This is a genomic window from Cognatilysobacter xinjiangensis (assembly GCF_014651995.1).
Classification (GTDB): Bacteria; Pseudomonadota; Gammaproteobacteria; order Xanthomonadales; family Xanthomonadaceae; genus Cognatilysobacter; species Cognatilysobacter xinjiangensis.
On record NZ_BMXY01000004.1, the window covers coordinates 219,440 to 244,805 of the forward strand.

General features: G+C 63.1%; 26 protein-coding genes. 18 read left to right on the plus strand and 8 right to left on the minus strand.

Annotated elements, in window-relative coordinates:
• From IE066_RS13445 to IE066_RS13525, 17 genes are all read left to right on the plus strand, one after another.
• Complete coding sequence (locus IE066_RS13445) at positions 1–1,200, plus strand: type II secretion system F family protein (protein WP_189450771.1); 1,200 nt, start codon at positions 1–3, stop codon at positions 1,198–1,200.
• Between the two features lie 11 nt (positions 1,201–1,211).
• A complete protein-coding gene (gspG, locus tag IE066_RS13450) occupies positions 1,212–1,667 on the plus strand; it encodes a type II secretion system major pseudopilin GspG (protein ID WP_189450773.1) in 456 nt (151 codons plus the stop codon).
• The gene (locus IE066_RS14845; RefSeq protein ID WP_268244888.1) at positions 1,667–2,071 is read left to right on the plus strand and encodes a pilus assembly FimT family protein; all 405 of its coding nucleotides are present in this window, start codon (positions 1,667–1,669) and stop codon (positions 2,069–2,071) included. The genes gspG and IE066_RS14845 overlap by 1 nt, the downstream gene beginning before the upstream one ends.
• Positions 2,072–2,074: 3 nt before the next feature.
• A complete protein-coding gene (locus IE066_RS13460; protein WP_189450775.1) occupies positions 2,075–2,497 on the plus strand; it encodes a type IV pilus modification PilV family protein in 423 nt (140 codons plus the stop codon).
• A gap of 45 nt (positions 2,498–2,542) precedes the next feature.
• A complete protein-coding gene (locus tag IE066_RS13465; RefSeq protein ID WP_189450777.1) occupies positions 2,543–3,094 on the plus strand; it encodes a hypothetical protein in 552 nt (183 codons plus the stop codon).
• Positions 3,095–3,150: 56 nt separating this feature from the next.
• Positions 3,151–4,173, plus strand: a complete 1,023-nt coding sequence (locus tag IE066_RS13470; protein ID WP_189450779.1) for a type II secretion system protein GspK — start codon at positions 3,151–3,153, stop codon at positions 4,171–4,173.
• The gene (locus IE066_RS13475; protein ID WP_189450781.1) at positions 4,076–5,191 is read left to right on the plus strand and encodes a hypothetical protein; all 1,116 of its coding nucleotides are present in this window, start codon (positions 4,076–4,078) and stop codon (positions 5,189–5,191) included. Before IE066_RS13470 ends, IE066_RS13475 begins: the two co-directional genes overlap by 98 nt.
• A complete protein-coding gene (locus IE066_RS13480; protein ID WP_189450783.1) occupies positions 5,188–5,778 on the plus strand; it encodes a hypothetical protein in 591 nt (196 codons plus the stop codon). The genes IE066_RS13475 and IE066_RS13480 overlap by 4 nt, the downstream gene beginning before the upstream one ends.
• Positions 5,762–6,241, plus strand: coding sequence for a hypothetical protein (locus tag IE066_RS13485; protein ID WP_189450785.1), 480 nt, complete (start codon positions 5,762–5,764; stop codon positions 6,239–6,241). Before IE066_RS13480 ends, IE066_RS13485 begins: the two co-directional genes overlap by 17 nt.
• A 12-nt stretch (positions 6,242–6,253) precedes the next feature.
• Complete coding sequence (locus tag IE066_RS13490; RefSeq protein WP_189450787.1) at positions 6,254–8,440, plus strand: secretin N-terminal domain-containing protein; 2,187 nt, start codon at positions 6,254–6,256, stop codon at positions 8,438–8,440.
• A gap of 285 nt (positions 8,441–8,725) precedes the next feature.
• Complete coding sequence (locus tag IE066_RS14850) at positions 8,726–12,106, plus strand: glycosyltransferase (protein ID WP_229790820.1); 3,381 nt, start codon at positions 8,726–8,728, stop codon at positions 12,104–12,106.
• Positions 12,103–13,134 (plus strand): GHMP family kinase ATP-binding protein, encoded by a 1,032-nt coding sequence (locus IE066_RS13500; RefSeq protein WP_189450789.1) that lies wholly within the window; start codon positions 12,103–12,105, stop codon positions 13,132–13,134. Before IE066_RS14850 ends, IE066_RS13500 begins: the two co-directional genes overlap by 4 nt.
• On the plus strand, positions 13,131–13,718 hold the full coding sequence (locus tag IE066_RS13505) for a D-sedoheptulose-7-phosphate isomerase (RefSeq protein ID WP_308427455.1): 588 nt from the start codon (positions 13,131–13,133) through the stop codon (positions 13,716–13,718). Before IE066_RS13500 ends, IE066_RS13505 begins: the two co-directional genes overlap by 4 nt.
• Positions 13,708–14,403: a nucleotidyltransferase family protein gene (locus IE066_RS13510; RefSeq protein WP_189450792.1), complete on the plus strand. Its 696-nt coding sequence runs from the start codon at positions 13,708–13,710 to the stop codon at positions 14,401–14,403. Before IE066_RS13505 ends, IE066_RS13510 begins: the two co-directional genes overlap by 11 nt.
• A gap of 83 nt (positions 14,404–14,486) precedes the next feature.
• Positions 14,487–14,969: an HAD family hydrolase gene (locus IE066_RS13515; protein WP_189450794.1), complete on the plus strand. Its 483-nt coding sequence runs from the start codon at positions 14,487–14,489 to the stop codon at positions 14,967–14,969.
• 24 nt (positions 14,970–14,993) lie between these two features.
• Positions 14,994–15,974, plus strand: a complete 981-nt coding sequence (locus IE066_RS13520; protein WP_189450795.1) for a class I SAM-dependent methyltransferase — start codon at positions 14,994–14,996, stop codon at positions 15,972–15,974.
• Positions 15,971–17,155 (plus strand): hypothetical protein, encoded by a 1,185-nt coding sequence (locus IE066_RS13525; RefSeq protein ID WP_189450797.1) that lies wholly within the window; start codon positions 15,971–15,973, stop codon positions 17,153–17,155. The genes IE066_RS13520 and IE066_RS13525 overlap by 4 nt, the downstream gene beginning before the upstream one ends.
• 526 nt (positions 17,156–17,681) lie before the next feature.
• On the opposite strand, the gene IE066_RS13530 is transcribed toward IE066_RS13525, so the two are convergent.
• The 3 genes from IE066_RS13530 to IE066_RS13540 all read right to left on the minus strand — a co-directional run bounded on the left by IE066_RS13530 (position 17,682) and on the right by IE066_RS13540 (position 19,935).
• Positions 17,682–18,125, minus strand: a complete 444-nt coding sequence (locus IE066_RS13530; RefSeq protein ID WP_189450799.1) for a hypothetical protein — start codon at positions 18,123–18,125, stop codon at positions 17,682–17,684.
• Positions 18,126–18,159: 34 nt separating this feature from the next.
• Complete coding sequence (locus IE066_RS13535) at positions 18,160–19,098, minus strand: electron transfer flavoprotein subunit alpha/FixB family protein (protein ID WP_189450801.1); 939 nt, start codon at positions 19,096–19,098, stop codon at positions 18,160–18,162.
• Between the two features lie 84 nt (positions 19,099–19,182).
• Complete coding sequence (locus IE066_RS13540) at positions 19,183–19,935, minus strand: electron transfer flavoprotein subunit beta/FixA family protein (protein WP_189450803.1); 753 nt, start codon at positions 19,933–19,935, stop codon at positions 19,183–19,185.
• Between the two features lie 137 nt (positions 19,936–20,072).
• Here IE066_RS13540 and IE066_RS13545 point away from each other — a divergent pair, with 137 nt between their 5' ends.
• A complete protein-coding gene (locus IE066_RS13545) occupies positions 20,073–21,485 on the plus strand; it encodes a mannose-1-phosphate guanylyltransferase/mannose-6-phosphate isomerase (RefSeq protein WP_189450805.1) in 1,413 nt (470 codons plus the stop codon).
• On the opposite strand, the gene rffA is transcribed toward IE066_RS13545, so the two are convergent.
• The 5 genes from rffA to IE066_RS13570 are packed head-to-tail and all read right to left on the minus strand — an operon-like array spanning position 21,480 to position 25,233.
• Positions 21,480–22,628 (minus strand): dTDP-4-amino-4,6-dideoxygalactose transaminase, encoded by a 1,149-nt coding sequence (gene rffA, locus IE066_RS13550; protein WP_189450807.1) that lies wholly within the window; start codon positions 22,626–22,628, stop codon positions 21,480–21,482. The genes IE066_RS13545 and rffA overlap by 6 nt on opposite strands.
• Positions 22,625–23,038: an EamA family transporter gene (locus IE066_RS13555; protein ID WP_484484272.1), complete on the minus strand. Its 414-nt coding sequence runs from the start codon at positions 23,036–23,038 to the stop codon at positions 22,625–22,627. Before IE066_RS13555 ends, rffA begins: the two co-directional genes overlap by 4 nt.
• On the minus strand, positions 22,998–23,702 hold the full coding sequence (locus IE066_RS13560; protein ID WP_189450811.1) for a WbqC family protein: 705 nt from the start codon (positions 23,700–23,702) through the stop codon (positions 22,998–23,000). Before IE066_RS13560 ends, IE066_RS13555 begins: the two co-directional genes overlap by 41 nt.
• Positions 23,699–24,271: a PglD-related sugar-binding protein gene (locus IE066_RS13565; RefSeq protein ID WP_189450813.1), complete on the minus strand. Its 573-nt coding sequence runs from the start codon at positions 24,269–24,271 to the stop codon at positions 23,699–23,701. The genes IE066_RS13560 and IE066_RS13565 overlap by 4 nt, the downstream gene beginning before the upstream one ends.
• Positions 24,268–25,233, minus strand: coding sequence for a glycosyltransferase family 2 protein (locus IE066_RS13570; RefSeq protein WP_189450815.1), 966 nt, complete (start codon positions 25,231–25,233; stop codon positions 24,268–24,270). The genes IE066_RS13565 and IE066_RS13570 overlap by 4 nt, the downstream gene beginning before the upstream one ends.
• Positions 25,234–25,366: the final 133 nt, after the last annotated feature.

Here is a 25,366-nt window from a genome sequence, read left to right on the forward strand (position 1 = left end):
ATGGCCCGATTTCACTACGAGGCGCTGAATAGCGAGGGGCAGGGCTTCTCCGGGCTGATCCGGGCGGCCGGCGAACGCGAGGCGATGCGCCTGCTCGAGCGGCGTGGGTTGTCCGTCGTGGCGCTTCGTACGGGGGATGCGGTCGGAAAGTCCGTTTCCCGTCGGCGCCGTCTGCAGGCGACCGATGTGATCCTTGCCATGCAGGAACTCGCCACGATGCTGACATCGGGCGTGACGATCGCGGATGCGGTTGCGTCGCAGGCGGCTTCCGGTCACCACCCACAGGTGGTCGAAGCCTTTTCAGCCATGAGTCGTGACCTGCAGCGCGGCCAGGCATTTTCGACGACCCTCGCACGCAGCGGGCTGCCGCTTCCCGAGTATGTGATCCAGCTGGCACGTGCCGGCGAGTTGACCGGTGAGCTCGGGCGTGCGCTCAAGGACGCGACGGCCCAGTTGGAGTACGAGCAGGGCCTGCGTACCGAGATGCGCAATGCCCTGATCTATCCGTCGGTGCTGATCGTTGCCGGCGCAGGCGCAGTGGCGCTGATGTTCCTTTTCGTGGTGCCCAAATTCGCTTCGCTTCTCAAGCGGGCGGATGAGCTGCCGTTCCTGGCCTGGGCAGTTCTGGGGGTGGGAATGTGGACGCGCTCGCACTTCATGATCCTGCTCGTGGGCGTGGCGGCGCTGGTGATGGGAACCGTAGTGGCACTGCGTCGGCCTGACGTGCGGAGGTCGTTACTGGACCGCGCTGCGCGATTGCCGCTCGTCGGGGCCTGGCTGATCGAGGCGGATACGTCCCGCTGGGCGAAGGTGCTCGCCGCGCTGCTGGGAAACCGGGTGCCTTTGATGAAGGCGCTGGAACTCGCACAGGCCGGCGTGCAGATCCCCCATCGCAATGCCCGTATGGGAGAGGTAACCCGCGCGGTCAGGGGTGGCAGCGCGCTTGCCGACGCGCTCGAGGACCACGATGCCCTGACCGCGACTGGCTACAATCTGGTGCGCGTCGGCGAGCGTTCGGGAAAGCTCGCGAGCATGCTGGATTCCCTTGCTGCGCTGTACGAGGAAGCGGGTCGCAATCGCATGCGGCGCCTGCTGATTCTGATCGAACCCTTGGCGATCCTTCTCATCGGCGGTGTGATCGGCACGATCATCCTCGGTGTGATTCTCGCCATCACCAGTGCCAACGATCTCGCTATCTGAACGAGGTAATCATGAATCCGTCATTCCAGCGCCGTCCGCGCCGTGTGCAGGGCGGCTTTACACTGCTCGAGATGATCGTCGTGCTGGTCATCATCGGGCTCATCATGGGGCTCGTGGGGCCGCGCCTGTTCGGCCAGGCCGACAAGGCGAAGGTCCAGACCGCCAACACGCAGATCAAGATGCTTGGCGGTGCGCTGCAGACGCTCCGACTCGATATGGGCCGCCTTCCGACCGCCGATGAAGGGCTTTCCGCCCTCGTCACCGCGCCGTCCGAAGCGCGCGCTGCAAAAGCGTGGAGTGGGCCGTACATCGAGGACGCGATCCCCACCGACCCCTGGGGCAATCCTTATCAGTACGCGCCCGTTTCCAGCGGGAACCAGCCCTACTCGCTGTATTCGTTCGGTGCCGATGGCAAGCCGGGAGGGGAGGGGTTGGACGCGGACATCGGCTACAAGCCTGCCCAGTAATGGCCGTCGGGACGAGCGCGCGAGCTCCTGGTTTCACGTTGCTCGAGATGATCGTCGTCCTTGCCATCCTTGGGTTGACGACCGCGATCGTGGCGCCCGCGGTTCTACGGGGAATCGACGCATGGAAGCGGCGCGGGGAGCTGGACGCGCTGATCAATCAGGTGCGTGGTCTTCCCGCGGAGGCCCGCTCGGCCGGCCGCACGCTCGAAATCAGCGATGAGGTTTTGGCTGGCGAGTCGCCTCCGCTGACGGTCGCACCGGAATTCCGCTTGACCACGAAGAATCCGTGGAAGGTCCGGCACAACGGTGTTTGTGACAGCGCGGAGCTGCAACTCGCATCTGAATCACGGGAGGTGCGAATTGCCGTGGACGCACCATTCTGCGATGCCCATGTAGTGCCCTGACCCATGGCAAGCCCGAAGCCGCAAGCCGGTTTTACCCTGCTCGAGGCGATCGTCGCCCTCGTGATCTTCAGCATGGGTGCCATTGCGCTCTACTCGTGGTTGAGCACGAACGTCATTGCGCTTGGACGTATCCAGGAAAATCGCGAAGCGCTGATGCTTTCCCAGTCCGCGCTCGATATGGTCAGGCGTATCAACCCGATGGAGACGCCTTCAGGAGAGAGGCGTGTCGGCGATGTTCTGATCACTTGGACGGCGAAACCGATCGAGGCGCCCAAAGCCGCCGTCACCCAGGTCGGGTTGCCTACGATCTTCCAGGCGGCGCTCTTCGATCTGGATGTCGCGGTTTCCAAGGCTGGTCGTGAGATCAATCGCTTTCACGTCCGCCAGGTCGGATACAGGCAGACAGGCCGGCTGGAGGAGGACTGAGTGCGAGGGCGTGCGCACACCGCCATCGTGAGGGGCTTCACCCTCATGGAAACGCTCGTCATGTTGATGCTGGTGTCAATGGCCGCGGCGATGATGTTCCAGATGCTGGACAGCTATCGGCTTGCGCAGCAACGTGTCAGTGCGCAGGCGGGGGAACAGGACCGGGCGAGCCTGGTGCAGGCGTGGTTTGCCGATACGATCGCTGGGTTGTTTCCCGACCCCGATCAGGCGTTCATCGGCTCCGAAGCGGGGGTGGAAGGCAAAACCCTGAATCCGCTTTTCGGTGCGGCAGGAGCGCCGGCCGCTTTCGCGTGGCGGATCAGGGCAGGCGATGGCGAAGCCAGCATCGAGTACGTCGAAGATGGAAAATCACGATGGACCTTGCCGCTTCGTTCGTCCGCATCGGTGCGCTTTCTCTTCTTCTCCGCTGACGGGAAGGAACATAGTACGTGGCCGCCTGCGCAAGGCCTCCAGGGCGGTCTGCCTGCTGCCGTTGCGTTGGTCAGTGGCGACGGGGCTGACCAGGCCCTGCGATACGTTTCGGTCCGCGGCCCCCTGGCGCCGAGATTCGATCCGTTCGAGTTGGAGCAGGAGTGATGCGGTGGCGAGCGCACCCTGAAGCCGCTGGATTTGTGCTGGTCTCGGTACTTGCCGTGCTCGTCATCCTTTCCGTGGTCGCGGCGTCGGTCGGTGTGGTCGTCCAGCGGCTGCGCGACCAGCAACTGGAGCGGCAACGCCAGTTTGCGGCCGATGTCGAGTTGGCGGATACGCGCGCCACTGTGCTGTATCTCCTGCTCACGCAGCGAATGACATTTGGAGGCCTTACCGTCGACCAGCGCGTAACGCGCAGTGAGGATGAGGCGCGGATGCAGTCGACGGACGACGACTACGCCGGATCGTTCCTGCCTGTCGGCAACGAGATCCCTCTCGACAACTCGCCCATGCAGGGCCTCGGTACCGCGCGTTTCGCTCTGCAGGACGATCGCGGCCTCATCGGCGTCAATTGGGTTGCGCCGGCTATCCTCCAGCAGTTCCTAGCCCGCAAGCCCCTTCCACGCGGTCTTGCTTTCGAAACGCTTGATAACCTGCTGCGGGATTATCAGGATCCTGATGATCTCTACCGGTTGAACAGCGCGGAAAAGGAGGAGTATCAGAAACGAGGACGCGCGCCGCCGACGAACCGGGCGATCGTTTCACCACTCGAGTTGAGACGGATTATCGGGTGGGACGAGGTTTTCGACGGAACGGATGACGCGGACTTGGTCGCCAACCTAACAGCAATCCGCTCCCCGGTGATCAATATCAATACGGCGCCGGCGTCGGTGCTGGCATCGCTACCCGGGGTCGACTCGGCCGTTGCCGAGCGGATCGTTGCGTTGCGGCGTCTGCGACCCTTCCTGAACGTTGGCGAATTCCGGCAGTTGACCGGGACCCTGCTTACCGACGAGGACGCCCTGTCCTTGTATCCTAGTGCCTCTGGCACGCTCAAGCTGTGGTCCCCCGCCGGCGGCACCGTCCAGATCCTGCATTGGACTCTCACTCCCCGAGACGACGGGGGGCGGCCGTGGCGCGAGGACTATGAGTTCACCCTTCCAGCTGATCAAAGAACGACTCGAGGCGACGCTCGCCCGATCGCGGCAAAGGTTTTCGCCGCGGAGGCTCCTGCGCAGGAGTGACGGGCTCGCTGTGCTCGATGGTGGGCGCGGCGCTCCGATCTGGATCATTGCCCGGGGCTTCTGCGCGTACACGGTCATCGACGCGCAAGGTGTGCCCGCTTCGCGGCGCAAGGGGTTTGCCGCGCTGGCTCTGCAGCGCTGGTCGCCATTCCCCGACCTCGGGCATCACATCGAGTGGGTGGGCGCGCGCGCCATGGTCTGGGCGTGGTCTATTGCCCAAGTGCGCGAGCTTCCCGACGCACGTGTGGCGCCGTTGCCGAAGAAGGCATGGCCGGAGTCGATATTCCGCGGGCAGGTCCTCGACGACGGCATCTGCCTTGTCGCCGACGATGAAGGGGTGGAAGGGCGGGTCTGGCGGCAGGGGCTACTTGCCGCGAGCCAATGGTGGCCTGAAACACCTGACTTGGCGGAATGGAACACGTTTCTGCGCGGGGTCGGGCAGCCTGCCACCCGCAGCGTGCCGGTCGTCCAGCACGAGGTGCTCAGTTCCCAGCCCTGGACGCGTCAGCGGTTGGACTCACTGAACACCATAACGGGACAGCACCGGACGTTCCTACAGGCAGGTGCTCTTGCGTTGGCGGTAGCACTCCTTGCGATTCCGTTGGCCTCGTCGCTGCGCATAATGACGAAGACGATCATGCTCGATCGTGTGATTGCCCGCGAGGCAGCGGCTTCTGCGAACTTGCTTGAAGCACGCGAGGCAACGGAGCGCGATCTCGCTGTCGTCGATGATCTGTTGGAACTTCGTCCTCCCGCGCGTCAGCTGGAGCTGATGGCAGCGGTGATTGGCGCGGTGCCCGGGTCGGACTGGCGATTGCTGGAGTGGACCATGCAGGACTCGAGGACGCTACGGGTCCTCATGCAGGTGCCCAATCCTGATCCTACGGCTATCGTGAAGGCTCTGGAGAGTTCGCGCCTTCTATCGAACGTCTCCGTCGATTTAGGCAGAGCGCAGAACGAGGTAACGATCAAGGCGACAGTGGGGCGCGCGCGCGCCGAGCAGGTGGCCGCGCCATGAACGCGTTTCGTCTCTCTGTCGAGCGGGTCCGGCAGGAACTCCGGCAGAATGCGCGCCTGCGCTGGGGTGCGGTGGCAATCGGTGCCGTGCTGGCCTTCTATGCGTTCCTCGTCCTGCGAGATTGGCGGGCCGACCTTCATGCGCGATACATCGAACGCCGCCAGTATCTGCGCAAGGTCCGTGCGCTCGCCGGGCAGACCGAGTGGATCGAGCACGCCCGGGAGGCGGCTCGGGCCCGGAAGGCCCTGGAAGCCCAACTCCCGGTAGCGGGTAGCCAAGGACTGGCCCAGGCCGCCGCGCTTACATGGGTGAGGCAGATGGCTGCAGTCCATGGGCCAGCCGTGCAGGTTCAGTCCCAAGCGGCCCAGCCGGTCGATGGAAGTGCGGACCTGTGGCGTGTACCCGTATCAATCAGTGGGTCGCTGCCGCCGAAGGCGGTGTTGAACCTGGTTCAGCAGATTGAAAAGCGCCCCGCCCTGTCGGTGATCGAGCGGTCGATGGTGCTGAACCGAGAGAACAAGACGTTCGAACTGACGGTCGTCTCGTTCGTCCGTATTCCTGGAGCCGGCGATGAATCTGGTCGATAAGCTCCAGTCGCATTCGCTGGCTGCCGGAGCGGCAATCGGGCTGGTGCTGGGGAGCGTAGCGGGTGTCGCTTGGCCGGTGTCCGTCCCGCCGCCCCCGGAACACGCATCCGCCGGGTGGAGCCTTCCGCCTGAGCTGTCATCCCTCCGGCCGCCGGAAAAGGAATTCAGCATCGTTCGCGACGCTCCAGCTTGGGGAGGAGCGAACGACAACGAAACGGGAGCCAAGGAGAGTGGTTGGCGACTGGTAGGTATTATTGCCCGACCCGAAGCGGTGGGGCTGGTCGCTGTCGAGGGGGGGCGAAACACACGTGTGAGAGTCGGTGAAACGCTTCCTGACGGCGCCAGGTTGGCCGGAATCACGGCCGCGGGCATCATTTTCGAGAAGGACGGCTGTCGGCAGGAGCGATTGCTTTATGCCGCGGAGTCCGAACAGAGTCAGGCGTGCGCGTCTGCCAAGAAGTAGCGGGAACTAAAATTGAAGACTCACTTTTCGTCGGCGCCGCTGCAGGGGGCTTGCATCGGGCTGGCCACGACGTTGCTGATTGCAGCTTGTTCTGCGCCGGTCAAGGTGCGGATTCCGCCGCCTGTCGAGGATGTGACGCCCCCGCTATCCGTTGAAGATAGAACTGTCGTTACTCCTAGCCGATCCGAGCGACCGACCACTATCGTGCGAAGCGATACGCCCGATGTGCCGGGTGTAGGCGCGGCTGTGTCCGGGGTGAACGCTGGTGCTGCAATGCCGCCTGTCAAAGGCGGGCCCATCAACGTCAATATCGAGGCAATGCCCGTACCGGCTTTCATTAATGAATTCTTCGGAACGGTTCTCGGAGTGACGTTTCAGATGGATCCTGCGGTGGCCAAGTTGAACGACTTGGTGACCCTGCGCACCTCCGGGCCACAGAAGCCGGAAGACTTCTACCGTCTCGCGACGCAGGTCCTCAAAGCCTACGGTGTCAGCACCGTATACGAGAACGGTCGAGTTTATTTTCGGCGCGCAGGCAAGGGCGATGATTTCGAGCCGCCGTTGGTTCTAAGTGGGCGGGCGCTGCCGGAAGTGCCGATCTCTCATCGTCCGATATTCCAGCTTGTCGAGCTGCAGGCTGTACGCACGGGCGATGTCACCCAGTGGTTGAGCACCGCATTCAAGACTGATGCGCTTAATATCAAGGACGATCCAAGTCGCAATGCGATCGTCCTGTACGGGAAGCCGGAGATTGTCCGGCAGGCGGTCGCTGCGATCCGCGTGCTCGATCGGCCGTTCATGAGGGGGCGGGTCAGCACGCGGCTTGAACCTGCTTTTGTGTCCGCCGATGAATTGGGCCGGCGATTGGTCGACGTACTCGCGGCGGAAGGTTTCGGTGCAATGCTGCATACGGGGCAGGCCATGCCCCAGTCGGCCGCCATCGTCGTGCTACCGGTGGCTGCCGCCAACACGGTTCTGATATTCGCCAGTGACAGGGACGTGCTTGAACATGCCGTGGATTGGGCTAGAACGATCGATAAGCCGAATCCGGCAGCCGGCTCTGACAGCCTTTTCTACTACATGGTTCAGAACACTCGCGCCGAGGAAATCGCTGCCACGATCAATGCCATGCGCGGTGACGCAGGCTCTGGCTCAAACGCTGTCGCGAGCGCTACGCCGAGCGTGGCTGGTACGGCCGCTGCTCCGGCAGCCCCCCCGGTTTCCGTATCTGTTGGGGGAGCATCCAGGCTCGTCGTGGATGCGCCTCGCAATGCGCTGATTTTCCAGGGCTCGGCGACGGACTGGAGTCGCGTCCAGCCTCTGATCAAGCAAATGGACCGTGCACCCCGGCAGGTCATGATCGAAGTGACGATTGCCGAAGTCACCTTGGGAAAGGACGAGAACTTCGGCGTCAGCTGGCTCGCGCGCAGCAATCCCGGTCGGTTCAATGGCACGATCACATCCGGCCGTATCGGTGGTGGATCGGGCAACGGCGGGGGTGAAGGCAGTGGGCTGAGCGGCCTGACCTACCTTCTCGACGTGGCTGGCCAAGCGCGCGTTCAGTTGACGGCTGCAGCACAGGACAGCCGACTGAACATCCTGTCGACCCCGCGCCTTATGGTTAAGAGCGGGGCCGAGGCGAGCATCGACGTCGGTACGGAGATCCCGACCATCACCTCCCAGTCCACGTCGCCACAGCAGACGGATGGTACGTCCAACCTGCTGCAGACGGTCCAGTACCGTAAGACGGGCATCATCCTGAACATCAAGCCGATCGTCTATTCGGATGACCGAATCGATCTTGAAATCCGGCAGGAGGTCAGTGAGGCTCTACCGCTGGAGGCCGGCGGCGTAGCGTCGCCTTCGATCTTCAACCGGTCGTTCTCGAGCAGCCTGAGCCTGCGGGATGGCAGTTCCATCCTCATTGGCGGCCTGATGTCCACTCGTTCCAGCAATTCGGACGGCGGTGTGCCGTATCTGAAGGACATTCCCATCCTTGGTAACGCCTTCAAGACCCGGAGCCGAGAGAACACGAAGACAGAACTCGTCCTTATGATCGTCCCGTATGTGGTCGAGTCCGATGATCAGGCTCGGGCGCTGACCAGCTCGCTTGGAGATCGTCTCGAGCTCGTCGAGCTCCCGGCGGTCGCGCCTATCGCGCCTACGCCATCTCCAACACCGGCGGTGCCGCTCCGTTAAAATGGAACTCCGAAGCTACCGGGATGCCGCGGTGGCGGCATCCTACGAGACTGTTTGCGTATCCCTCCTATGGAAAATGCACACTCTGTTCTCGTCCTCGGGATGCATCGGAGCGGCACGTCCGCCCTCGCGCGCGTACTGAATCTGGCAGGTGCCGCGCTCGGTAGTAGCCTAATGGCGCCGGGTGCGGACAACCCACTCGGGTTCTGGGAGCACGTCGAGGCGGTTCGCATTAATGACGCGCTGCTTGCCGGCTTGGGCATGGCTTGGGACGATCCCCGCGCCATGCCCGACGGCTGGCTTTCGTCGGCTGCAGCTTCCAAGGCGCGGCGCGACATCGAGGCATTCGTACAGGATGAGTTCGCGAGCGAGCGGCTTTGGGCGTTGAAGGATCCGCGCCTTTGCAGGCTGGCTCCGTTGTGGATCGATGTCCTGCATGGACTTGGGATACAGCCCCACGTATTACTGGTCGGGCGCGACCCGGTCGAGGTTGCTGCATCGCTTGCCAGGCGCGATGACCTGCCCGAGCCCGTCGGGCAACTGCTGTGGGCACGACATCTTATCGAGGCGGACCTTGCCAGCCGCGACCTGCCGCGCGCACGAATCGACTATGCGCGTCTGCTCGATAACGGGGTAGACGAGCTCAAGCGCGCGGCAGCGGAAGCGTCGATAGCCCTCGACCAGCTTGAAGCCAACCACGAAGCAATCTCCCAGTTCCTGCGTCCGCAACTGCGGCATCACCGCGCTACCCCGGATCGGTCGCGCGTCCAGCCCTTCGTCCATCCTTTGCTCGATGCGCCCGGCTCGGTCACGCGCGATGCACTGGCGGCATTCGAGTCCATGCTCCAACCCAGCGCCGATGTCATCGATGGACTGATGGCGATGCGGGCGCGCAGCCGTCGCGAGGCTGATGAGCGTGCGGCCGAGGTGGCCAAGATCCGCGGCGAGCTGAAAGACCATACCGAGTGGGCTCTTTCGCTGGACCAACAGTTGGTCGCGCTGCGCGCGTCCCATGCCAAGACAGTCGAGGACCATCATGAGGCGATCGGCTGGGCGCGATCGCTAAACAGCGAGATTGATCGCCTTCGCGAGATCTACCGCAAGACCGCGGCGGACCACGAGTCGGCTGTTGCATGGGCACGCTCGCTGGATACGGAGGTTCAGCGTCTCAACGTAGTTCTTCAAGAGCGTCTGGAAAGCGAGCGACTAATGGAAAAGCTGGGGCGCGAGATTCGCGAAGAGGTCATCGCTGCGTTGAGCGCCGAAATGCGCGGTGTCGCGAGTGAAGCGGCGGAAAGCGCCCGGCGCCTTGAAGAGCTGGAGGGCGAGCTGAAGAGGGCGCGTGACGAAGCGGCTCAGCTAATGCGCGGTGTCGCGCGTGAAGCGGCGGAAAGCGCCCGGCGCCTTGAAGAGCTGGAGGGCGAGCTGAAGAGGGCGCGTGACGAAGCGGCTCAGCTGGAGATGGCCTGTCGCGACGCGAACGCTCAGTTGAAGGCTTCTCAGGAGCATGCAAAAGCCTTTGAACGGGCAATCCGCCAGATCCTGGCATCCACGTCGTGGCGGCTGACATCTCCTTTGCGTCGATTGATCGCGCGAGTGCGCGGGCGCTCGGCCGGCGTCGTCTTGCCGTCGCTGTTGCCCAGCGTTACGTCGTCGCAGCTGGAGGCCCAGCACGTTGGATCCGACGGCCCGGTTCCTGTCGATATCCGCCATGGGAACGTCGACACAGTCGAAGACATTCGATTCTCGAACGTGACTTCGCCGATGGTGACCATCGTCATCCCTACCTACGGCAAGCTGGGCTACACGGCGAACTGTCTACGCTCCATACAAAGGCTTCCTGACCAAGCCAGTTTTGAGGTGCTCGTCCTTGAAGACTGCTCGGGCGACTCGGCCATGGAGCAACTGCGTGGCGTGCCGGGCCTGCGGTATCACGAGAATGCGGAGAATCTGGGTTTCCTCCGCTCCTGCAATCAGGCCCCTAATCTCGCACGCGGCCGCTACCTCTGCTTCCTAAACAACGACACCGAAGTTCAACCCGGGTGGCTCGATCGCCTTGTAGAGGTCTTCGACTTGCGCCCGGACGCCGGCCTCGTCGGCTCGAAGCTCGTGTATCCGGACGGACGGCTGCAGGAAGCCGGCGGCATTGTCTGGGCGGATGGCTCGGCTTGGAATTATGGGCGGCTAGGCGACCCCGACGCGCCGGAGTTCAATTATGTGCGGCGCGTTGATTACTGCTCGGGCGCATCGATACTGATCGAGACCGCGCTCTTTAGTGAACTCGGCGGGTTCGACGACCGTTATGCCCCGGCATACTGCGAAGACTCGGACCTGGCCTTTCAGGTCCGCGCGCACGGCCGCGAGGTCTACTACACGCCTTTTTCAGTCGTTGTACACCACGAAGGCGTATCGCACGGCACCGATACCGCGGCCGGCATAAAGGCCTATCAAATGGCGAACCAGCGCAAGTTCTATGCGCGTTGGCAGCATGTACTCGCTAAGCATTATCCCAATGGCGAGTGCGTTCTCCGAGCTCGGGACCGGGCGTGGGGGCGTCCGATAGTGCTTGTGGTCGATCACTACGTGCCGCAGCCGGATCGCGATGCGGGTTCGCGGACGATGCTGGCGATGCTTCGTTGTCTGGTTGATGCCGGCTGCATCGTCAAGTTCTGGCCGGAGAACCTCCACGACGATCCATCCTATGCACCGGCCCTGAAGGCGATGGGGATCGAGGTCTATTACGGTGCGCGCTGGGTTGGGCGCTTCGGCGATCTCATGCGCGAGCACGGTGCCCAATTCGATGCGGTATTGCTATCACGCCCCGATGTCGCTGATCGCGCCTTGGAGGAGGTCCGTCGTCACAGCAGGGCGCGCATCGTCTATTACGGGCACGACCTACATTTCCAAAGAATGCGGCAGGAAGCGCATGTCGCAAAGCGCCCCGAGCTGCTGCCGATGGCTGCGGAGATGGAGGCGCTTGAGCGTTCCCTGTGGCGCCGTGTCGACGAGGTGCTTTACCCAAGTTCAGAGGAAGCAGAGGCTGTAAGAGAAATCGAGCGTGTCGATGCAAAGGCGATCTCGCCCTACGCGTATAACGACTTCGGAACTGACGCAGGCCCTGAGGGGCGAAGCGGCGTGCTGTTCATTGCAGGCTTCGGTCATCCGCCGAATGTCGACGCTGCCGAGTGGCTCGTTTCGGAGATCATGCCCCGCATTTGGCTCAGGCATCCCAATGTACGACTATCACTTGTAGGGTCCAACCCGACCCCGCGGGTCCTGTCGCTCGCAGGTGATCAAGTCGAAGTCACCGGTTTCGTTACCGACGAGGACCTGCACCGCCGCTATCAGGCTGCGCGGGTGGCAGTTGTGCCACTGCGCTTTGGCGCCGGCGTCAAGAGTAAGGTGGTCGAGGCATTGCAGCAGGGTCTTCCACTGGTTACGACGACGGTGGGAGCGCAAGGGCTTCCGGGTGTCGACGCTGTTTGCCGTGTCGAAGACAATCCGGACGACCTGGCTGCTTCAGTGATTTCCCTGCTCGACGATGACAAGGCATGGCGTACCGCTTCGTCCGCGGGCGCTGAGTTCGTCAGGGAGCGCTTCGGCTACGATGCAATGGCGCAGCGGTTGCTAGACGCTTGCGGCCTTAGGCCCAAGGAGGGCATGTGATCGTCCGCGCGCGCGCGCCCTTGCGACTGGGATTGGCCGGAGGTGGCACTGACGTGTCGCCGTACTGCGACCAGTACGGCGGCTTCGTGATGAACGCGGCGATCGACCGCTTCGCATATGCCACCGTCGACGAGGCCCCTGGCGGCGCTGCCGAGTTCGTGTCGTTGGACAACGACGTGCGCTGCTGCTGGTCACCCGAGGGCTTGGACAAGGCCCCTCCATCACTGCGCTTGCTTGTGGGCGTTTACGCCCGCATCTGCATGCAATTCTTGGACGGCCGTCATCCGCCAATACGCATTCGCACCTATTCGGATGCCCCTCCGGGCTCAGGTCTCGGCTCCTCGTCGACTCTTGTCGTTGCCCTCGTCGCAGCACTCTGCGAGTTTTTTGCGCTGCCGCTTGGCGAGTACGAGATTGCGCATCTGGCCTATTCCATCGAGCGAGAGGACCTAGCTCTTGCCGGAGGGAAGCAGGACCAGTACGCGGCTGCTTTCGGCGGCGTCAACTTCATGGAATTCCACGCAGGTGACCGGGTAATCGTCAATCCGCTCCGGATCAAGGATTGGGTATTGGCGGAACTCGAGGCTTCGCTTGTCCTATATTTCACGGGGGTATCGAGGGAGTCTGCGCGGATCATCGACGAGCAGGTACGCAATGCAGCTAGTGGTGCACACGACTCGGTGAGCGCGATGCACCAGCTCAAGTTCGAGGCGGTGCAAATGAAGGAAGCCTTGCTTAAAGGTGACCTCGACGCCTTCGCGCGCACACTGCAGAAGGGTTGGGAGGCTAAGAAGCGCATGGCCAGTAGCGTGAGCAATCCAGTGATCGACGCGGTCGAGGCCGTTGCGGTCACTCATGGCGCCCGTGCAACCAAGGTGTCGGGCGCTGGCGGTGGGGGCTTCATGATGTTCGTCTGTGACCCGACCGATCGCGTGCGGCTGTCACGTGCATTGCAGCACCAAGGTGGTCAGGTCATGGACTTCCACTTCAACCCGCAAGGCGCTGTCGCCTGGAGGGCAGGCCGGTGAAGAGTTATATCGAGAGCGAGTTTTCCAAGGCGCTGGCAAACTTTCAGCTAATGGCCGCCGATGCGGAATTAGCGACCGACCTCATCGGAGCTGTGAATCTTTGTACGGCCGCCCTGCGTAACGGCGGCAAGATCATGTTCGCGGGGAACGGCGGCAGTGCTGCGGATGCGCAGCACTGGGCAGGCGAGCTGGTGAGTCGGTTCTACTACGACAGACCAGGACTGGCCGCTGTGGCGTTGACTACGGACTCGAGCATTCTTACCGCCATCGGCAATGATTACGGGTACGATTACACCTTCGCGCGCCAAGTCGAAGCGCTTGGCCGGCCCGGCGACGTACTCGTTGCAATCTCGACGTCCGGTAATTCTCCGAACATCCTGCGAGCCGCCGAGGCTGCTCGCACCACGGGTGTGCACGTCATCGGCTTCACGGGAAATAGCGGCGGCAAGCTGGTGGCGGATTGCGAGATCTGTTTCCGGATTCCTTCTGACGAGACACCGCGCATCCAGGAAGGCCACGAGTTCCTCGGCCACATGCTGTGTGCACTGATCGAAGCCGAGATGCATCCGCGCCATGCGGTGTGATGAAGCGATCATCTTGGTTGGCGGTCTGGGGACGCGCCTTCGTCCGTTGGTAAGCGACGTCCCGAAGCCTCTGGCGCCGGTAGGGGGCCGTCCGTTTCTGGCGTGGGTGCTCGACGCGATCGAGGCTTCAGGGATTAGGCGTGTAATCCTTGCCACGGGCCACCTCTCCGAGAAGGTCGAGGAAGCTATTGGCAGGCGGTGGCTACGCATGACAGTTGACTATTCCGTCGAGACTTCTCCGCTCGGTACCGGCGGCGCGATGATGCAAGCGTCGTCGCTGCTTCATCAGGGCAGTGCGCACGTTCTCAACGGCGATACTTTTCTTCAATACGATCCTTTCGCCCTCGAGCGCGCAACCCGCGATGCCGGCTGTCTCTTGGGCATCGCACTGGCTCGCGTGGACGACACTTCGCGCTATGGAGGAATCGCTCGGGAGGGGGCCCGTGTAACCGCGCTGCAGGAGAAGACAGGTAGTGGACCCGGCTTCATCAACGCCGGCGCATACTTTCTGACGCCCGAAGCAATTGCAGCGCTGCCGAGAGAAGCTCCCTATTCCTTTGAGACTGCGGTTCTCACGCCGATGGCGTCGAGGGGGGCAGTCTGTGGGTTCGGGGCCACCGATGGTTTCATCGACATCGGCGTGCCGGAGGACTTCAGGCGGGCTCAATCCCTGTTTCGGCCATGACTCGAGGCGTCCAAGCCCCGTTTGTAGATCGCCAGGCAGACGCGATATTGGTGGGGAGCGGCACGCCGAGGCGAGCCTTATTCTTGGATCGGGACGGTGTCATCAACCGCGATCGCGGGCACGTCCACACACGGGCGGCGACGGATTGGGTGCCGGGTGTCTTCGAGCTGGTTGCAGCGGCCCGCGACGCGAGTTACGTGGTGCTCGTTGTAACCAACCAGGCGGGTATTGCCCGAGGCATGTACACCGTCGACGATTTCCTTCAGTACACCGGCTGGATCCACGAATCGTTCCGCGCTCAAGGCGCTCCCCTTCTGGCCACCTACTACTGTCCCCATCACCCTACGGTCGGGGACGGCGCGCTGACAGGGCCATGCGGCTGCCGGAAGCCCGAGCCGGGGATGATCGAGAAGGCGGCGAAGGACTGGTCGATCGATCTGGACGCGTCCTTGCTCGTCGGTGATAAGGAGTCCGATATGCAGGCGGGTCGTGCTGCGGGAATCCGTCACCTGTGGTTGGTACAAAAAGAGGGCCTGCCGAGTTTCGAGAGGCTATTGCACGGCTAGAATGGGCTGACCCAATTCAAGCCGATGAAGATGGACTATCAGGAGCGTTTGGCCCAAGAGCGGGAACGATTCGACGCGGAAGTTTGCGTCCACGATCTGCCCGAGATCTTCCATTACTGGTCGAACAAGTACCTGCGTCCCCTGATCAACAGCTTCGGGTACGACAATATCGAAGACTTCTTCGCGACGGAGATCGCCGCGATGTCGGGCACGGTCGGCAGGAAAATCCGGATCGCCAGCGTTGGATGTGGAGATTGTTCGCCAGAGATCCAGATAGCAAAGCGTCTGGTCGACAAGGGCGTTAACGACTTCCATATCAGCTGCATCGACATCAGTCCGGGCGCCCTCGAGCGCGGCCTGCAGCAGATCCGGGAGAGTGACCTCGAGTCGCGACTTTCGCCTGTCGTGCACGATTTCAACGCGGGACTGCCGCCCGGGGAGTTCGACGTCGTGGTGGCGAACCAGTCGCTGCACCATGTCGTGGAGCTGGAAGTCCTGTTTGACTCGATCCGTTCGCGAATCGCCAACGGGGGATGTTTGCTCGTCTCCGATATGATCGGGAGGAATGGTCATCAGCGCTGGCCGGAGGCCAAGGCTTTGGTCGACGAGATTTGGCCTTGGTTGCCGCCGAGCTACCGTTTCAATCGGCAACTCCAGAGGCAGGAGGACGAGTTTCTGGACTGGGACTGCTCCGCGGAGGGTTTCGAGGGTATCCGTGCCCAGGATGTGCTGCCTTTGATGCTTGAGAGGTTTCAGCCCTCGGTTTTCATTGCCTGGGGAAACATCATCGATGTCTTTATCGATCGTGGCTTCGGGCATAGCTTCCACGGTCGTACAGCGTGGGACTTGCATTTCATCGACCGGGTCCACGAACTCGATAGCGCAGCTATCGCCGCTGGCCACATCAAGCCAACGCACCTGCTCGGGCGTTTCCAGAGCGAGTCCAACGCTTGCATTCACGTGCCGGGGCTCGGCCCAGCGGATGCGGTGAGGAGGACTGCGTGAAGAGGTCGATCGCCTCGCGGCAGGTTGACGCTCGGCTGCCACCGTCGAGTTATGCCCTTCAAGCGCGCGATGTCGCCTGGTGCTTTTGCCTCACTTTTTTCGCGCTCGTCATTTTTTTCTCCGCGAAGACACGTGTCCTTCCATTGCTTGAGGGGCCGCTGACGTTCGATGGCCAGTACTACATGGACATTTTCGAGCGCGGATACAGCTTCGACGGTGACATAGAAAACAAGCAGAATACGGCGTTCATGCCGTTGACGGCAGGAGTGATCGGCCTCGCGACGCGCGTCATTCCCGGGGCACACGACCTCGTAGAGGTGGCTGTGCTCGGGGCGGCCGTCCTCTTCGGGACGCTGGTCGGTCTCCATGTGCTGGCGTCGCGTTATGCCGGATCACAGGCCGGCCGCCTTGCGACGCTCCTGTGGGCGGGGAGTCCGTTGGCGCTATACAACTTTGTCGGATATTCGGAGCCGCTTTTCGCCCTGTTATCCGTGTGGATATTCATAGCTATCGACAGCAAACGGCTATGGGATGCGACACTGCTGGCGGCGATTGCACTCGTTGGTAGGCCGCAGGCGTTTGTTCTTGCGGTATTCGTGGCGTTGGCAATTCTCAGTCACGCTCGTTGGCGGCCCAGATCATTGTTCGACGGCCCGGGCGTCGTCCAATTGTGTCTGATGGTCGCCCCGTTGATGACGTTTGCCACGTGGCAGGCGATTCAGTTCGGTGATTCGCTTACTTATATCAATTCGCTGGAAGCTTGGCGGCGCGGCAGCTTCATGGACGCGAACCTGACTGCGGGTCCGGCCCTTCTGCATCTATTCCAAGCCGTCTCCGGCGAGGCGCAAACCCTGAGCCACTGGACGACTCTGCTGGCAACACTGTCACTTGTCGTCATTGCCGCCGTATTAATGGTGGCAGCTGCGGGTCCGACGCGTGTCGTGGCCTTCTATGTGGCGATCCTGACATTCCTCTTCGCGACGGCGTCGTTTGACGCGACGAATGTAGCCCGGCATACATTCTTCATGTTTCCTTGGGCGCTGATCCTTGGCGTCGCAATCGCGAAAGTGTGCGCATCAGAAGCGCGAAAGCTCATCGGCCTTGTCCCATTCCTGGCGTTCGCAATCCTTGTAAACAGCTACGCTGTGATGCGCTATTACAGGGGGGAATGGGTCTCGTGACACGACGAATAGTAATGTCGGTCGTCGTTCTGGCGCTCACGGCAGCATGGGGCGCCTGGCTCATCGCCCACGCGCGAACCAAAGCCTCGTATGTAACAGCGGCTGCCGCCGCGAAGCCGACTATCGCGGTGTGCGAGTGGCTGAAGATCAGCGAGTCGCGAGCCGCGAACCTCGGCTTCAGTATCGACGAATCGCACGCGTGGACAGACCGGGCTACCGCCTATCTTGGTGTTCCGGTGCCCGATTTGAACGGCGCTGGATGGCTTGACCTGGACATCGCCGCAGTCGCGGCCCACAGAGCGACGGTTCGCATTGATAGGGGAGAGCGTTATGTGTTGCGCCCCGGACAGGTACGTCTGCGGCTTCCACCGCGTTCATCGGCGCAACCACTTCTTTTGACTTTTACGGCCGACGGGCCCAAGCCGCCGTCCGGCGCGGACAGGCGGTGGTTGGGCGTCGCAGTCAGTCGAATCCGGGCCTGCCCCGCGTAGTCGAGACGTAGTTGAGCTCGTCGCGCCGACCTGGATTAGGACGTAGGAGCCGAATCGCACTCGTCTCCGGTGATGGCCACGCGGTCCAGTTCCGACTTGTCAGCTTGGTTTCGAAGGATGAAAGTCGTACCAGGCTTGACCCATGGGCCGGACTGCTGCTCTCCCGACGCGCCGCCCGATGCAAATAGTTTCGCATCGGCGCCGTCGAGCCAGATTTCGACGTTCGCCACGTCAGGTCGGCTGGTGACGTTCCAGCTGATCTTGATATCGCTGCCGGCATCGCAACTCGCGATGCCGGGCTGAGCGGAAATGAGTGCGTTCGCCCCTTGCGCCGCTGCCGCCGGCACGGCGTGGGCTGGCCCGGATGCCGCACCGGCGGGCTGGGCGGTATCACTCGGTACTGCGGCAGGCTCCTGCGCCGACGGATTGCATGCGGTGAGGGCAAGTGCCGCGGCGATAGCGGCTACGGATCGAGTCATGGACCGGTGCATGGGTTTCCTTGCTGAGTTGTAGTCAGAGCTGCGATTCGAGTTCCGGCAGGATCTGGAACAGATCCCCCACCAGTCCGATGTCCGCGATCTCGAAGATCGCCGAGTCCGGATCCTTGTTGATCGCCACGATCGTACCGGCGTCCTTGATGCCCGTCAGGTGCTGGATCGCGCCGGAGATACCGACGGCGATGTAGAGCTCCGGCGCGATGATCTTGCCGGTCTGGCCGACCTGCATCTCGTTCGGCACGTAGCCGGCGTCGACCGCCGCGCGCGACGCGCCGACGGCGGCGCCGATCTTGTCGGCGAAGTCGTAGACGATCTTGAAGTTCTCGGCCGATCCGACGCCGCGGCCGCCGGAGACGACGCGCTTCGCGCTCTGCAGGTCCGGGCGGTCGCTGGAGCCGGCGGCGAGGCCGACGAAGCGGGTGTGCGTCGGCAGCGGGGCGTGGACTGAAACCGTTTCCACCGCGGCGTTGCCGTCGCGCGCGCATTCGGCGAACGAGGCGGTGCGGATGGTGGCGACGACCACGACGCCTTCCGGCACCTCGACGGTCACGATCGCGTTGCCCGCATAGATCGGGCGCTTGAACGTGCGCGGGCCTTCGACCGCCATCGCGTCCGACACCTGCGGCGCGTTCAGCAGCGCGGCGACGCAGGGCATCAGGTCCTTGCCGAACGTGGTGCTGGGGCCGAACACGTGCGTGTAGTGGGTGGCCAGCTGCGCGACCTGCGGCGCGAACACCTGCGCGATCCCGTTGGCGTTGGCGGCATTGGAGACGCCGAGCACGCGGGCGACGCCCGAGAGCTTCGCGGCCTCGGCGGCGACGGCCGACGCGTCGTCGGCGAGCACCAGCACGTCGATCGAGTCGGGCGACAGCGCCTGCGCGGCGGTCACGCACTTGGCGGTGGAGGCGTTGAGCTGGCCGCCCAGGTGTTCGGCGACGATCAGGACCTTGGACATCGGGATTTCCTCGGGTGACGACGTTCCCTCAGGGAACCTTCGCATCCGGGCGGTCGCGCCATGCGCGGTCCGCCCGGCGTTTCGTTACAGCAGGCCGCGCTGCTTGAGCGTGGCGACGAGCTCGGCGGCGTCATTGACCATGATGCCCTTGCTGCGCTTCGCGGGCGCAGCATAGGACGTGGTCTTGAGGCCCGCGCCGGCATCGACGCCGAGATCGGCGAACGCGAGCGTCTCCAGCGGCTTGCTCTTGGCCTTCATGATGTCCGGCAGCTTGATGAAACGCGGCTCGTTGAGGCGCAGGTCGGTCGTGACGACGGCGGGCAGGTCGACTTCGAGCGTCTCCAGGCCGGCATCGACTTCGCGCGTCACCGTCGCCTTGCCGTCCGCCACCTCGACCTTCGAGGCGAACGTGGCCTGCGGGCGGCCCCAGAGAGTGGCCAGCATCTGGCCGGTCTGGTTGGCGTCGTCGTCGATGGCCTGCTTGCCGAGGATCACGAGATCGGGCTGCTCGCGCTCGACGAGCTTGAGCAGCGTGCGCGCGGCGGTGAGCGGCTGCACGTCCTGGCCGGCGTCGACCACCACGTGGATCGCGCGGTTGGCGCCCATCGCCAGGCCGTTGCGCAGGTGCGCCTGGGCATCGGCCGGCGCGATCGTGGCGACCACGACCTCGGTGGCGATGCCCTTGTCGCGCAGGCGGAGCGCCTCTTCGAGCGCGATCTCGTCGAAGGGATTCGGCGACAGCTTCACGCCGTCGGTGACGACGCCGGTGCCGTCGGGCTTGACCTGGATGCGGACGTTGTAGTCCACCACGCGCTTGTAGGCGACGAGGATCTTCATCGTTGGGAATCTCGTGGACGGGCGCGCCGCGCGCGCCGAGAACCGCGGATTTTAGCCGACTACGGCCGCCGCCGCCGTTAGGCGGGAGTGATGCCGGCGGGCGCTATCCTGTCGCCGATCCCCCTCCGGACCGACCGATGCTGCATCCCGTAGTGCTCAGTGGCGGCAGCGGCACCCGCCTGTGGCCGCTGTCGCGCCAGAACCAGCCCAAGCAGTTCCTCGCGCTGATCGGCGAGCGCTCGCTTTATCAGGAGACGGTGCTGCGGGCGAGCCGCCTGCCGGGCGCCGCGGCCCCGGTGACGGTCTGTGCCGACGACCACCGCTTCATGGTCGGCGAGCAGCTCGCCGCGGTCGGCCTCTCGAGCGGCGGCATCCTGCTGGAGCCGGCCGCGCGCAATACCGCGCCGGCCATTGCGCTGGCCGCGCTGCACCTGCTGGCGCGCGATCCCGAGGCATTGATGCTGGTGCTGCCGGCCGACCACCTGATCGAGGACGAGGCCGCGTTCCGCGATGCAGTGGCCGGCGCGATGACGCTGGCGTCGGAAAATTTCCTAGTCACCTTCGGCATCCGTCCCGACTATGCCGAAACCGGCTACGGCTACATCCGCCGCGGCACGCCGCTCGGGGACGCGGGCTTCGAGGTCGAGCGCTTCGTCGAGAAGCCCGACCGCGAGACCGCGGAGGCGTATCTCGAAGACGGCGGCTACTGGTGGAACTCGGGCATGTTCCTGTTCCGTGCCGCGCGCTACCTCGAGGAGCTCGAACGCCACGCGCCGGCGATCGCGCGGGCCGCGCGCGAGGCCCATGCGAACGCGCGCTCCGACCTCGACTTCACCCGCATCGATCGCGACGCATTCGCGGCAAGTCCGAGCGATTCGATCGACTACGCGGTGATGGAGAAGACCGATCGCGCCGCCGTCGTGCCCGTGAGCTGCGGCTGGAGCGACATCGGTTCCTGGTCGGCGCTGTGGTCGGTGGCCGAGCGCGACGGCGACGACAACCGCCACGACGGCGACGTGATTTCGGTCGACAGCCGCGGCAACCTCGTGCGTGCCGCCGAGCGCCGAATGATCGCCACGCTCGGCGTCGAGGACCTGGTCATCGTCGACACGCCCGACGCCACGCTGGTCGCACGCAAGGACCGCGTGCAGGACGTCAAGACGCTGGTCGACCGCATGAAGGCCGACGGCCGCACCGAGCATCTCGTCCACCGCAAGGTCTACCGCCCGTGGGGCAGCTACGACTCGCTCGCGGTCGGGCCGCGATTCCAGGTCAAGCGCATCGTGGTGAATCCCGGCGCGGCGCTGAGCCTGCAGCGGCACGCGCACCGCGCCGAGCACTGGGTGGTGGTGTCGGGCGTGGCCGAGGTCACCTGTGGCGATCGCGTCTACGAGGTGGCCGAGAACGAGAGCACCTTCATTCCGCGCGGCAGCGTGCATCGCCTGCGGAACTGCGGGAAGACGCCCGTCGAGCTGATCGAGGTGCAGTCGGGCGGGTATCTCGGGGAAGACGATATCGAGCGGCTTGAGGACGTGTACGGGCGCTCATGATGTCGCAATCGCCGCGGTGGTTTCCATCGCTTCGTCTGCGGCTTCGAAGACGGTATCGAGTTGGTCCTCAAGGCCGACCCAGAGGGGCATGCGCACGAGGCGGTCACTGATCGAATCCGTTATTTCGAGCGTGCCGTGCGTTCGACCGTATTTCCGTCCAGCCGGTGCGGAATGCAGGGGGATGTAATGAAACACCGCTGCTACGCCACGCGCTCGCAAAGTCGCGATGAACTCCGTGCGCGCTGCGAGTGTGGGCAGCAAGAGGTAATACATGTGCGCATTGTGCTGGCAATGCGCCGGCACGATAGGCCGTCTTGCCAAGCCGTGCGCTTCGTATCGTTCTGCCCATGCGTGATAGCGCGCCCAAATGGCCAGGCGCCGCGCTGTGATGTTCTCCGCCGCGTCCATCTGCGCGGCCAGGAATGCGGCGGTGATCTCGCCGGGGAGGAAAGACGATCCGATATCCACCCACGTGTACTTGTCGACCTGGCCGCGAAAGAATTTGCTGCGGTTCGTGCCCTTCTCGCGGATGATCTCGGCGCGCTCGGCCATCTCCGCATCGCGGCACAGGAGGGCGCCACCCTCCCCAGAAATAATGTTCTTCGTCTCATGGAAGCTAAGGGCGCCAAGATCTCCCAGTGCGCCCAGCGGCCGGCCGCGGTAGGTCGACATGATGCCCTGTGCTGCATCTTCCACGACACGCAGTCCATGCTTCGCCGCGATTGAGAGGATGGCGTCCATTTCGCAAGCCACGCCCGCATAGTGAACGACACAGATCGCCCGGGTGCGCGGCGTGACCGCGGCCTCGATCAGTCGCTCATCGAGGTTCAGCGTGTCTTCCCGGATGTCGACGAATACGGGTACAGCGCCACGCAACACAAATGCATTGGCGGTTGAAACGAACGTGAAAGAAGGCATGATGACTTCATCGCCGGGTTCCAGGTCCAGCAGCAGTGCAGCCATCTCAAGTGCAGCGGTGCAGCTATGCGTCAGCAGCGCTCGCCTGGCGCCCGTCCCACGCTCCAGCCAAGCATGGCATTCGAGGGTAAAGGGGCCATCTCCTGAAAGGTGGCCATTTGCATGCGCACGCTGGATATTCTCCAGCTCGCGGCCGGTCATGTAGGGACGATTGAAGGGAATCACGGTGCACCTTGGCTAATCACGATCAGGCCGGCCACGATCAATATGAGGCCGCCAATCTTGGCGGGGGACAGCGACTCCCCGAATAGAGGGATCGCAATGAGCGTTACGAGCAGGAAATTCAGCGCCATGAAGGGATAGGCTCGACTGAGCTCGAGTCGGGACAATGCCATCATCCAGCACAGCGACGCGCCGAACGCCGCTACGAAGGCCGATAGAACCCAAGGGCGGGCAAGCATCTGCACCACAACGGGAAGTCGGCCGAGCCAACCCGGCAGTGGCGCATGCGGCACGTTGGCCTGCCACTTCAGGACGAGCTGCCCATACGAGGTCAGGAAGATCGTCGCTGCGACCATCAGCCACGGAAATATCCTAGCGGTCATCGCGCCAGCCCCAAATATAGTGGGGGGCATCTTCGCCTACGCAGAAGAGCAGGTCGACGATGCTGACCGCGTGTTCGAATGGGGGATAACGCTGTGAGTACTCCGGGTATCCGGCGTAATCCTTGTATTCGAGCGCGATATCCGCCGCCTCGAAACGCGTCGGATCAATATAGCTTCGTGCCGCCGGTCCCGACAGGTAATGCGTAGCGCCGGCACGCTGCAACAGGTCGAGCAGCCGATCGAGCCGCTGCCCGGAGGCGCGGAATTCACGTGAATCGCGAAACTCCGTGTCGATACCAAGCAGATCACGCGCGATGCGCCGGGTGACGTGCTGGTTGAATTCGGACAGCGAAGTCCACGGCCGGCTCAAATAGATGTCCTCGAAGAAGCCGGCGTAGCGCGAGAACTGCGGTGACTTTGAATACGCCTGTTGGATTGACGCCCAATGCTTTTTCTGCCAGCTCGGATCGGCGAGCTCGACCTCGCAGATCAGTCGATCGATGCGGGTGCCCGCAGGAATGGACAGCCACTGAGTTCCCTGCGCTGTCTTGATCCTGTTGCGGGTACGCCAGTCTTGTCGCGTGAACTGGACGTCGTCATAGAAGATGAAGAGATCGACATCATGGATGAGGTCGAAGTAGCCCTTCCACGGAATGTAGCTCGATTGCAGAACGGCGACTCTGAGATCCGTCATTCGCCTGACTTCCCTACGTAGCGGGACCCGGCCTTGACGAAGCCGTTCTCGGGGACGCGGCTTCCATTTACCACCACGCTGCCTGCACCGATAAAAGAAGAATGTCCGATCTCCGCGAAGCCGCAGAGCGTCGCGTTGGGGCTGATGAACGTGTTGGTGCGCACATTGCAGTCATGGCTAACCACAGCCGCAGGCCAAAGGACGCAAAGCGGCTCGACCTTACTGAAGGCGTCGATATTTGCGCTGGCCATCACGATGCAACCGGCGCCGAGGCGGGCACGCGGGTTGATGTGTGCGCGTGGATGGACGATGGGCGGAAAATCGAATCCTTTGGACGTGCACTCATGGTAGAGGGCCAAGCGTGCAGGAAGATGCGAGTAGCCAATCGCCATGGCAAGGTCATAATCGCCCGGTGCCAAGCGGGTCCCTAGCGCCGCACGATCTCCCAGAATATCGGGCCCGTCATGGATGTCATCGATGAAGCCTGCCACGTGTAGGCCCGCGTCTTCGGCCAGCGCGCGTATAAGCTGGCCGAACGAAGAGGCGCCGATGACGAGCAGCGGTTTCATGAACCGAGTTCCTTCTCTGCAAGGAATACCGGCATCGATGCAGTCTTGAAATTAATGCGGCCGAGGTACTGGCCGAATATCCCGAGTATAAGCAGCTGCACCCCCCCGAGAAATGTAATGCCCGCCATCATCGAGGCATAGCCGCTGGCCGTGACCGCGCCGGTCAGGCGACCGATAAGGATGGCCAAGCCCCAAAGCGCTCCCCCCGCCGCAGTGGCCAGCCCGAGCCAGGTTGCCGCTCGCAGTGGCAGGTCGGAAAAAGTGAGAAAGATGTTCATCATATGCGCGAGGAGCTTTCGCACGCTGTAGTTGCTGCGACCATGGGCGCGGTCATGGTGAGGAACAACGACCGTCGCATAGTTGTGCGTCAGCCATGAAAGATAACCGTCGACGAACGTGAAAGGTGACTGGAACCGTTCGAGCTGGCGCGCGATCGTCCCATCGACGACACGCATCGACGAGTACTCCCGATTGAGCGTGGGAATCGCAAACTTGAAAAGTGCGCGACCGAGTTCCGAAGTCAGGTTCCGCCACACCGCATGGCTGCGGGACTGATTTACCCCGTAGACGACGGTGAAGCCTTCCTCGGCCTTTCTCACCAGTTCCGGTAGCGCCTCGGGAGGTTGCTCAAGATCGTCGTCGATCGTCGCAACCCAGCGGCCGCGCGCGCGCGCGATGCCGCAGAGTGTCGCGGCGTGTTGCCCGAAATTGCGGCTGAGCTTGATCGCGCGGACGTACCCATGTGTTGCGCACATCACTTCCAGAACCTGCCACGAATCGTCCCCGCCGCAGTCCTCCACGAAGATCAACTCGTGGCGTAACGCCGCGCTTTCGAGGGCGACATGGAGCCGGTCGCGTAGTGCATCGATGCTGCGGGCGCCGCGGTACACGGGGATCACAACCGAGACGTCTATGTCCGGATCCCGATAGTGGTCAATCCGTTGGGCGGGGCCGTGGTTCATATGAGGTTCCTGGTACAGCTATGCGTGATCGGCGCTGGGCGCTGGCCGAGCGAAGTCGACGTCACCTGCACCAATGGCCAATGCACCGGAGAAAAAACTTAGAATCCAATGATCGGACCCGACCGAGGTGCCC

Excerpts from the sequence above, each read along its gene's own strand:
- IE066_RS13565 (WP_189450813.1), bottom strand. The coding sequence starts at position 24,271 with ATGAAACCGCTGCTCGTCATCGGCGCCTCTTCGTTCGGCCAGCTTATA.
- IE066_RS14850 (WP_229790820.1), top strand. The coding sequence starts at position 8,726 with ATGCCCGACGGCTGGCTTTCGTCGGCTGCAGCTTCCAAGGCGCGGCGC.
- IE066_RS13520 (WP_189450795.1), top strand. The coding sequence starts at position 14,994 with ATGAAGATGGACTATCAGGAGCGTTTGGCCCAAGAGCGGGAACGATTC.
- IE066_RS13540 (WP_189450803.1), bottom strand. The coding sequence starts at position 19,935 with ATGAAGATCCTCGTCGCCTACAAGCGCGTGGTGGACTACAACGTCCGC.
- gspG (WP_189450773.1), top strand. The coding sequence starts at position 1,212 with ATGAATCCGTCATTCCAGCGCCGTCCGCGCCGTGTGCAGGGCGGCTTT.
- IE066_RS13480 (WP_189450783.1), top strand. The coding sequence starts at position 5,188 with ATGAACGCGTTTCGTCTCTCTGTCGAGCGGGTCCGGCAGGAACTCCGG.
- IE066_RS14845 (WP_268244888.1), top strand. The coding sequence starts at position 1,667 with ATGGCCGTCGGGACGAGCGCGCGAGCTCCTGGTTTCACGTTGCTCGAG.
- IE066_RS13475 (WP_189450781.1), top strand. The coding sequence starts at position 4,076 with ATGAGTTCACCCTTCCAGCTGATCAAAGAACGACTCGAGGCGACGCTC.
- IE066_RS13545 (WP_189450805.1), top strand. The coding sequence starts at position 20,073 with ATGCTGCATCCCGTAGTGCTCAGTGGCGGCAGCGGCACCCGCCTGTGG.
- IE066_RS13445 (WP_189450771.1), top strand. The coding sequence starts at position 1 with ATGGCCCGATTTCACTACGAGGCGCTGAATAGCGAGGGGCAGGGCTTC.
- IE066_RS13460 (WP_189450775.1), top strand. The coding sequence starts at position 2,075 with ATGGCAAGCCCGAAGCCGCAAGCCGGTTTTACCCTGCTCGAGGCGATC.
- IE066_RS13555 (WP_484484272.1), bottom strand. The coding sequence starts at position 23,038 with ATGCCCCCCACTATATTTGGGGCTGGCGCGATGACCGCTAGGATATTT.
- IE066_RS13535 (WP_189450801.1), bottom strand. The coding sequence starts at position 19,098 with ATGTCCAAGGTCCTGATCGTCGCCGAACACCTGGGCGGCCAGCTCAAC.
- IE066_RS13560 (WP_189450811.1), bottom strand. The coding sequence starts at position 23,702 with ATGACGGATCTCAGAGTCGCCGTTCTGCAATCGAGCTACATTCCGTGG.
- IE066_RS13465 (WP_189450777.1), top strand. The coding sequence starts at position 2,543 with ATGGAAACGCTCGTCATGTTGATGCTGGTGTCAATGGCCGCGGCGATG.
- IE066_RS13570 (WP_189450815.1), bottom strand. The coding sequence starts at position 25,233 with ATGAACCACGGCCCCGCCCAACGGATTGACCACTATCGGGATCCGGAC.
- IE066_RS13510 (WP_189450792.1), top strand. The coding sequence starts at position 13,708 with ATGCGGTGTGATGAAGCGATCATCTTGGTTGGCGGTCTGGGGACGCGC.
- IE066_RS13530 (WP_189450799.1), bottom strand. The coding sequence starts at position 18,125 with ATGACTCGATCCGTAGCCGCTATCGCCGCGGCACTTGCCCTCACCGCA.
- IE066_RS13485 (WP_189450785.1), top strand. The coding sequence starts at position 5,762 with ATGAATCTGGTCGATAAGCTCCAGTCGCATTCGCTGGCTGCCGGAGCG.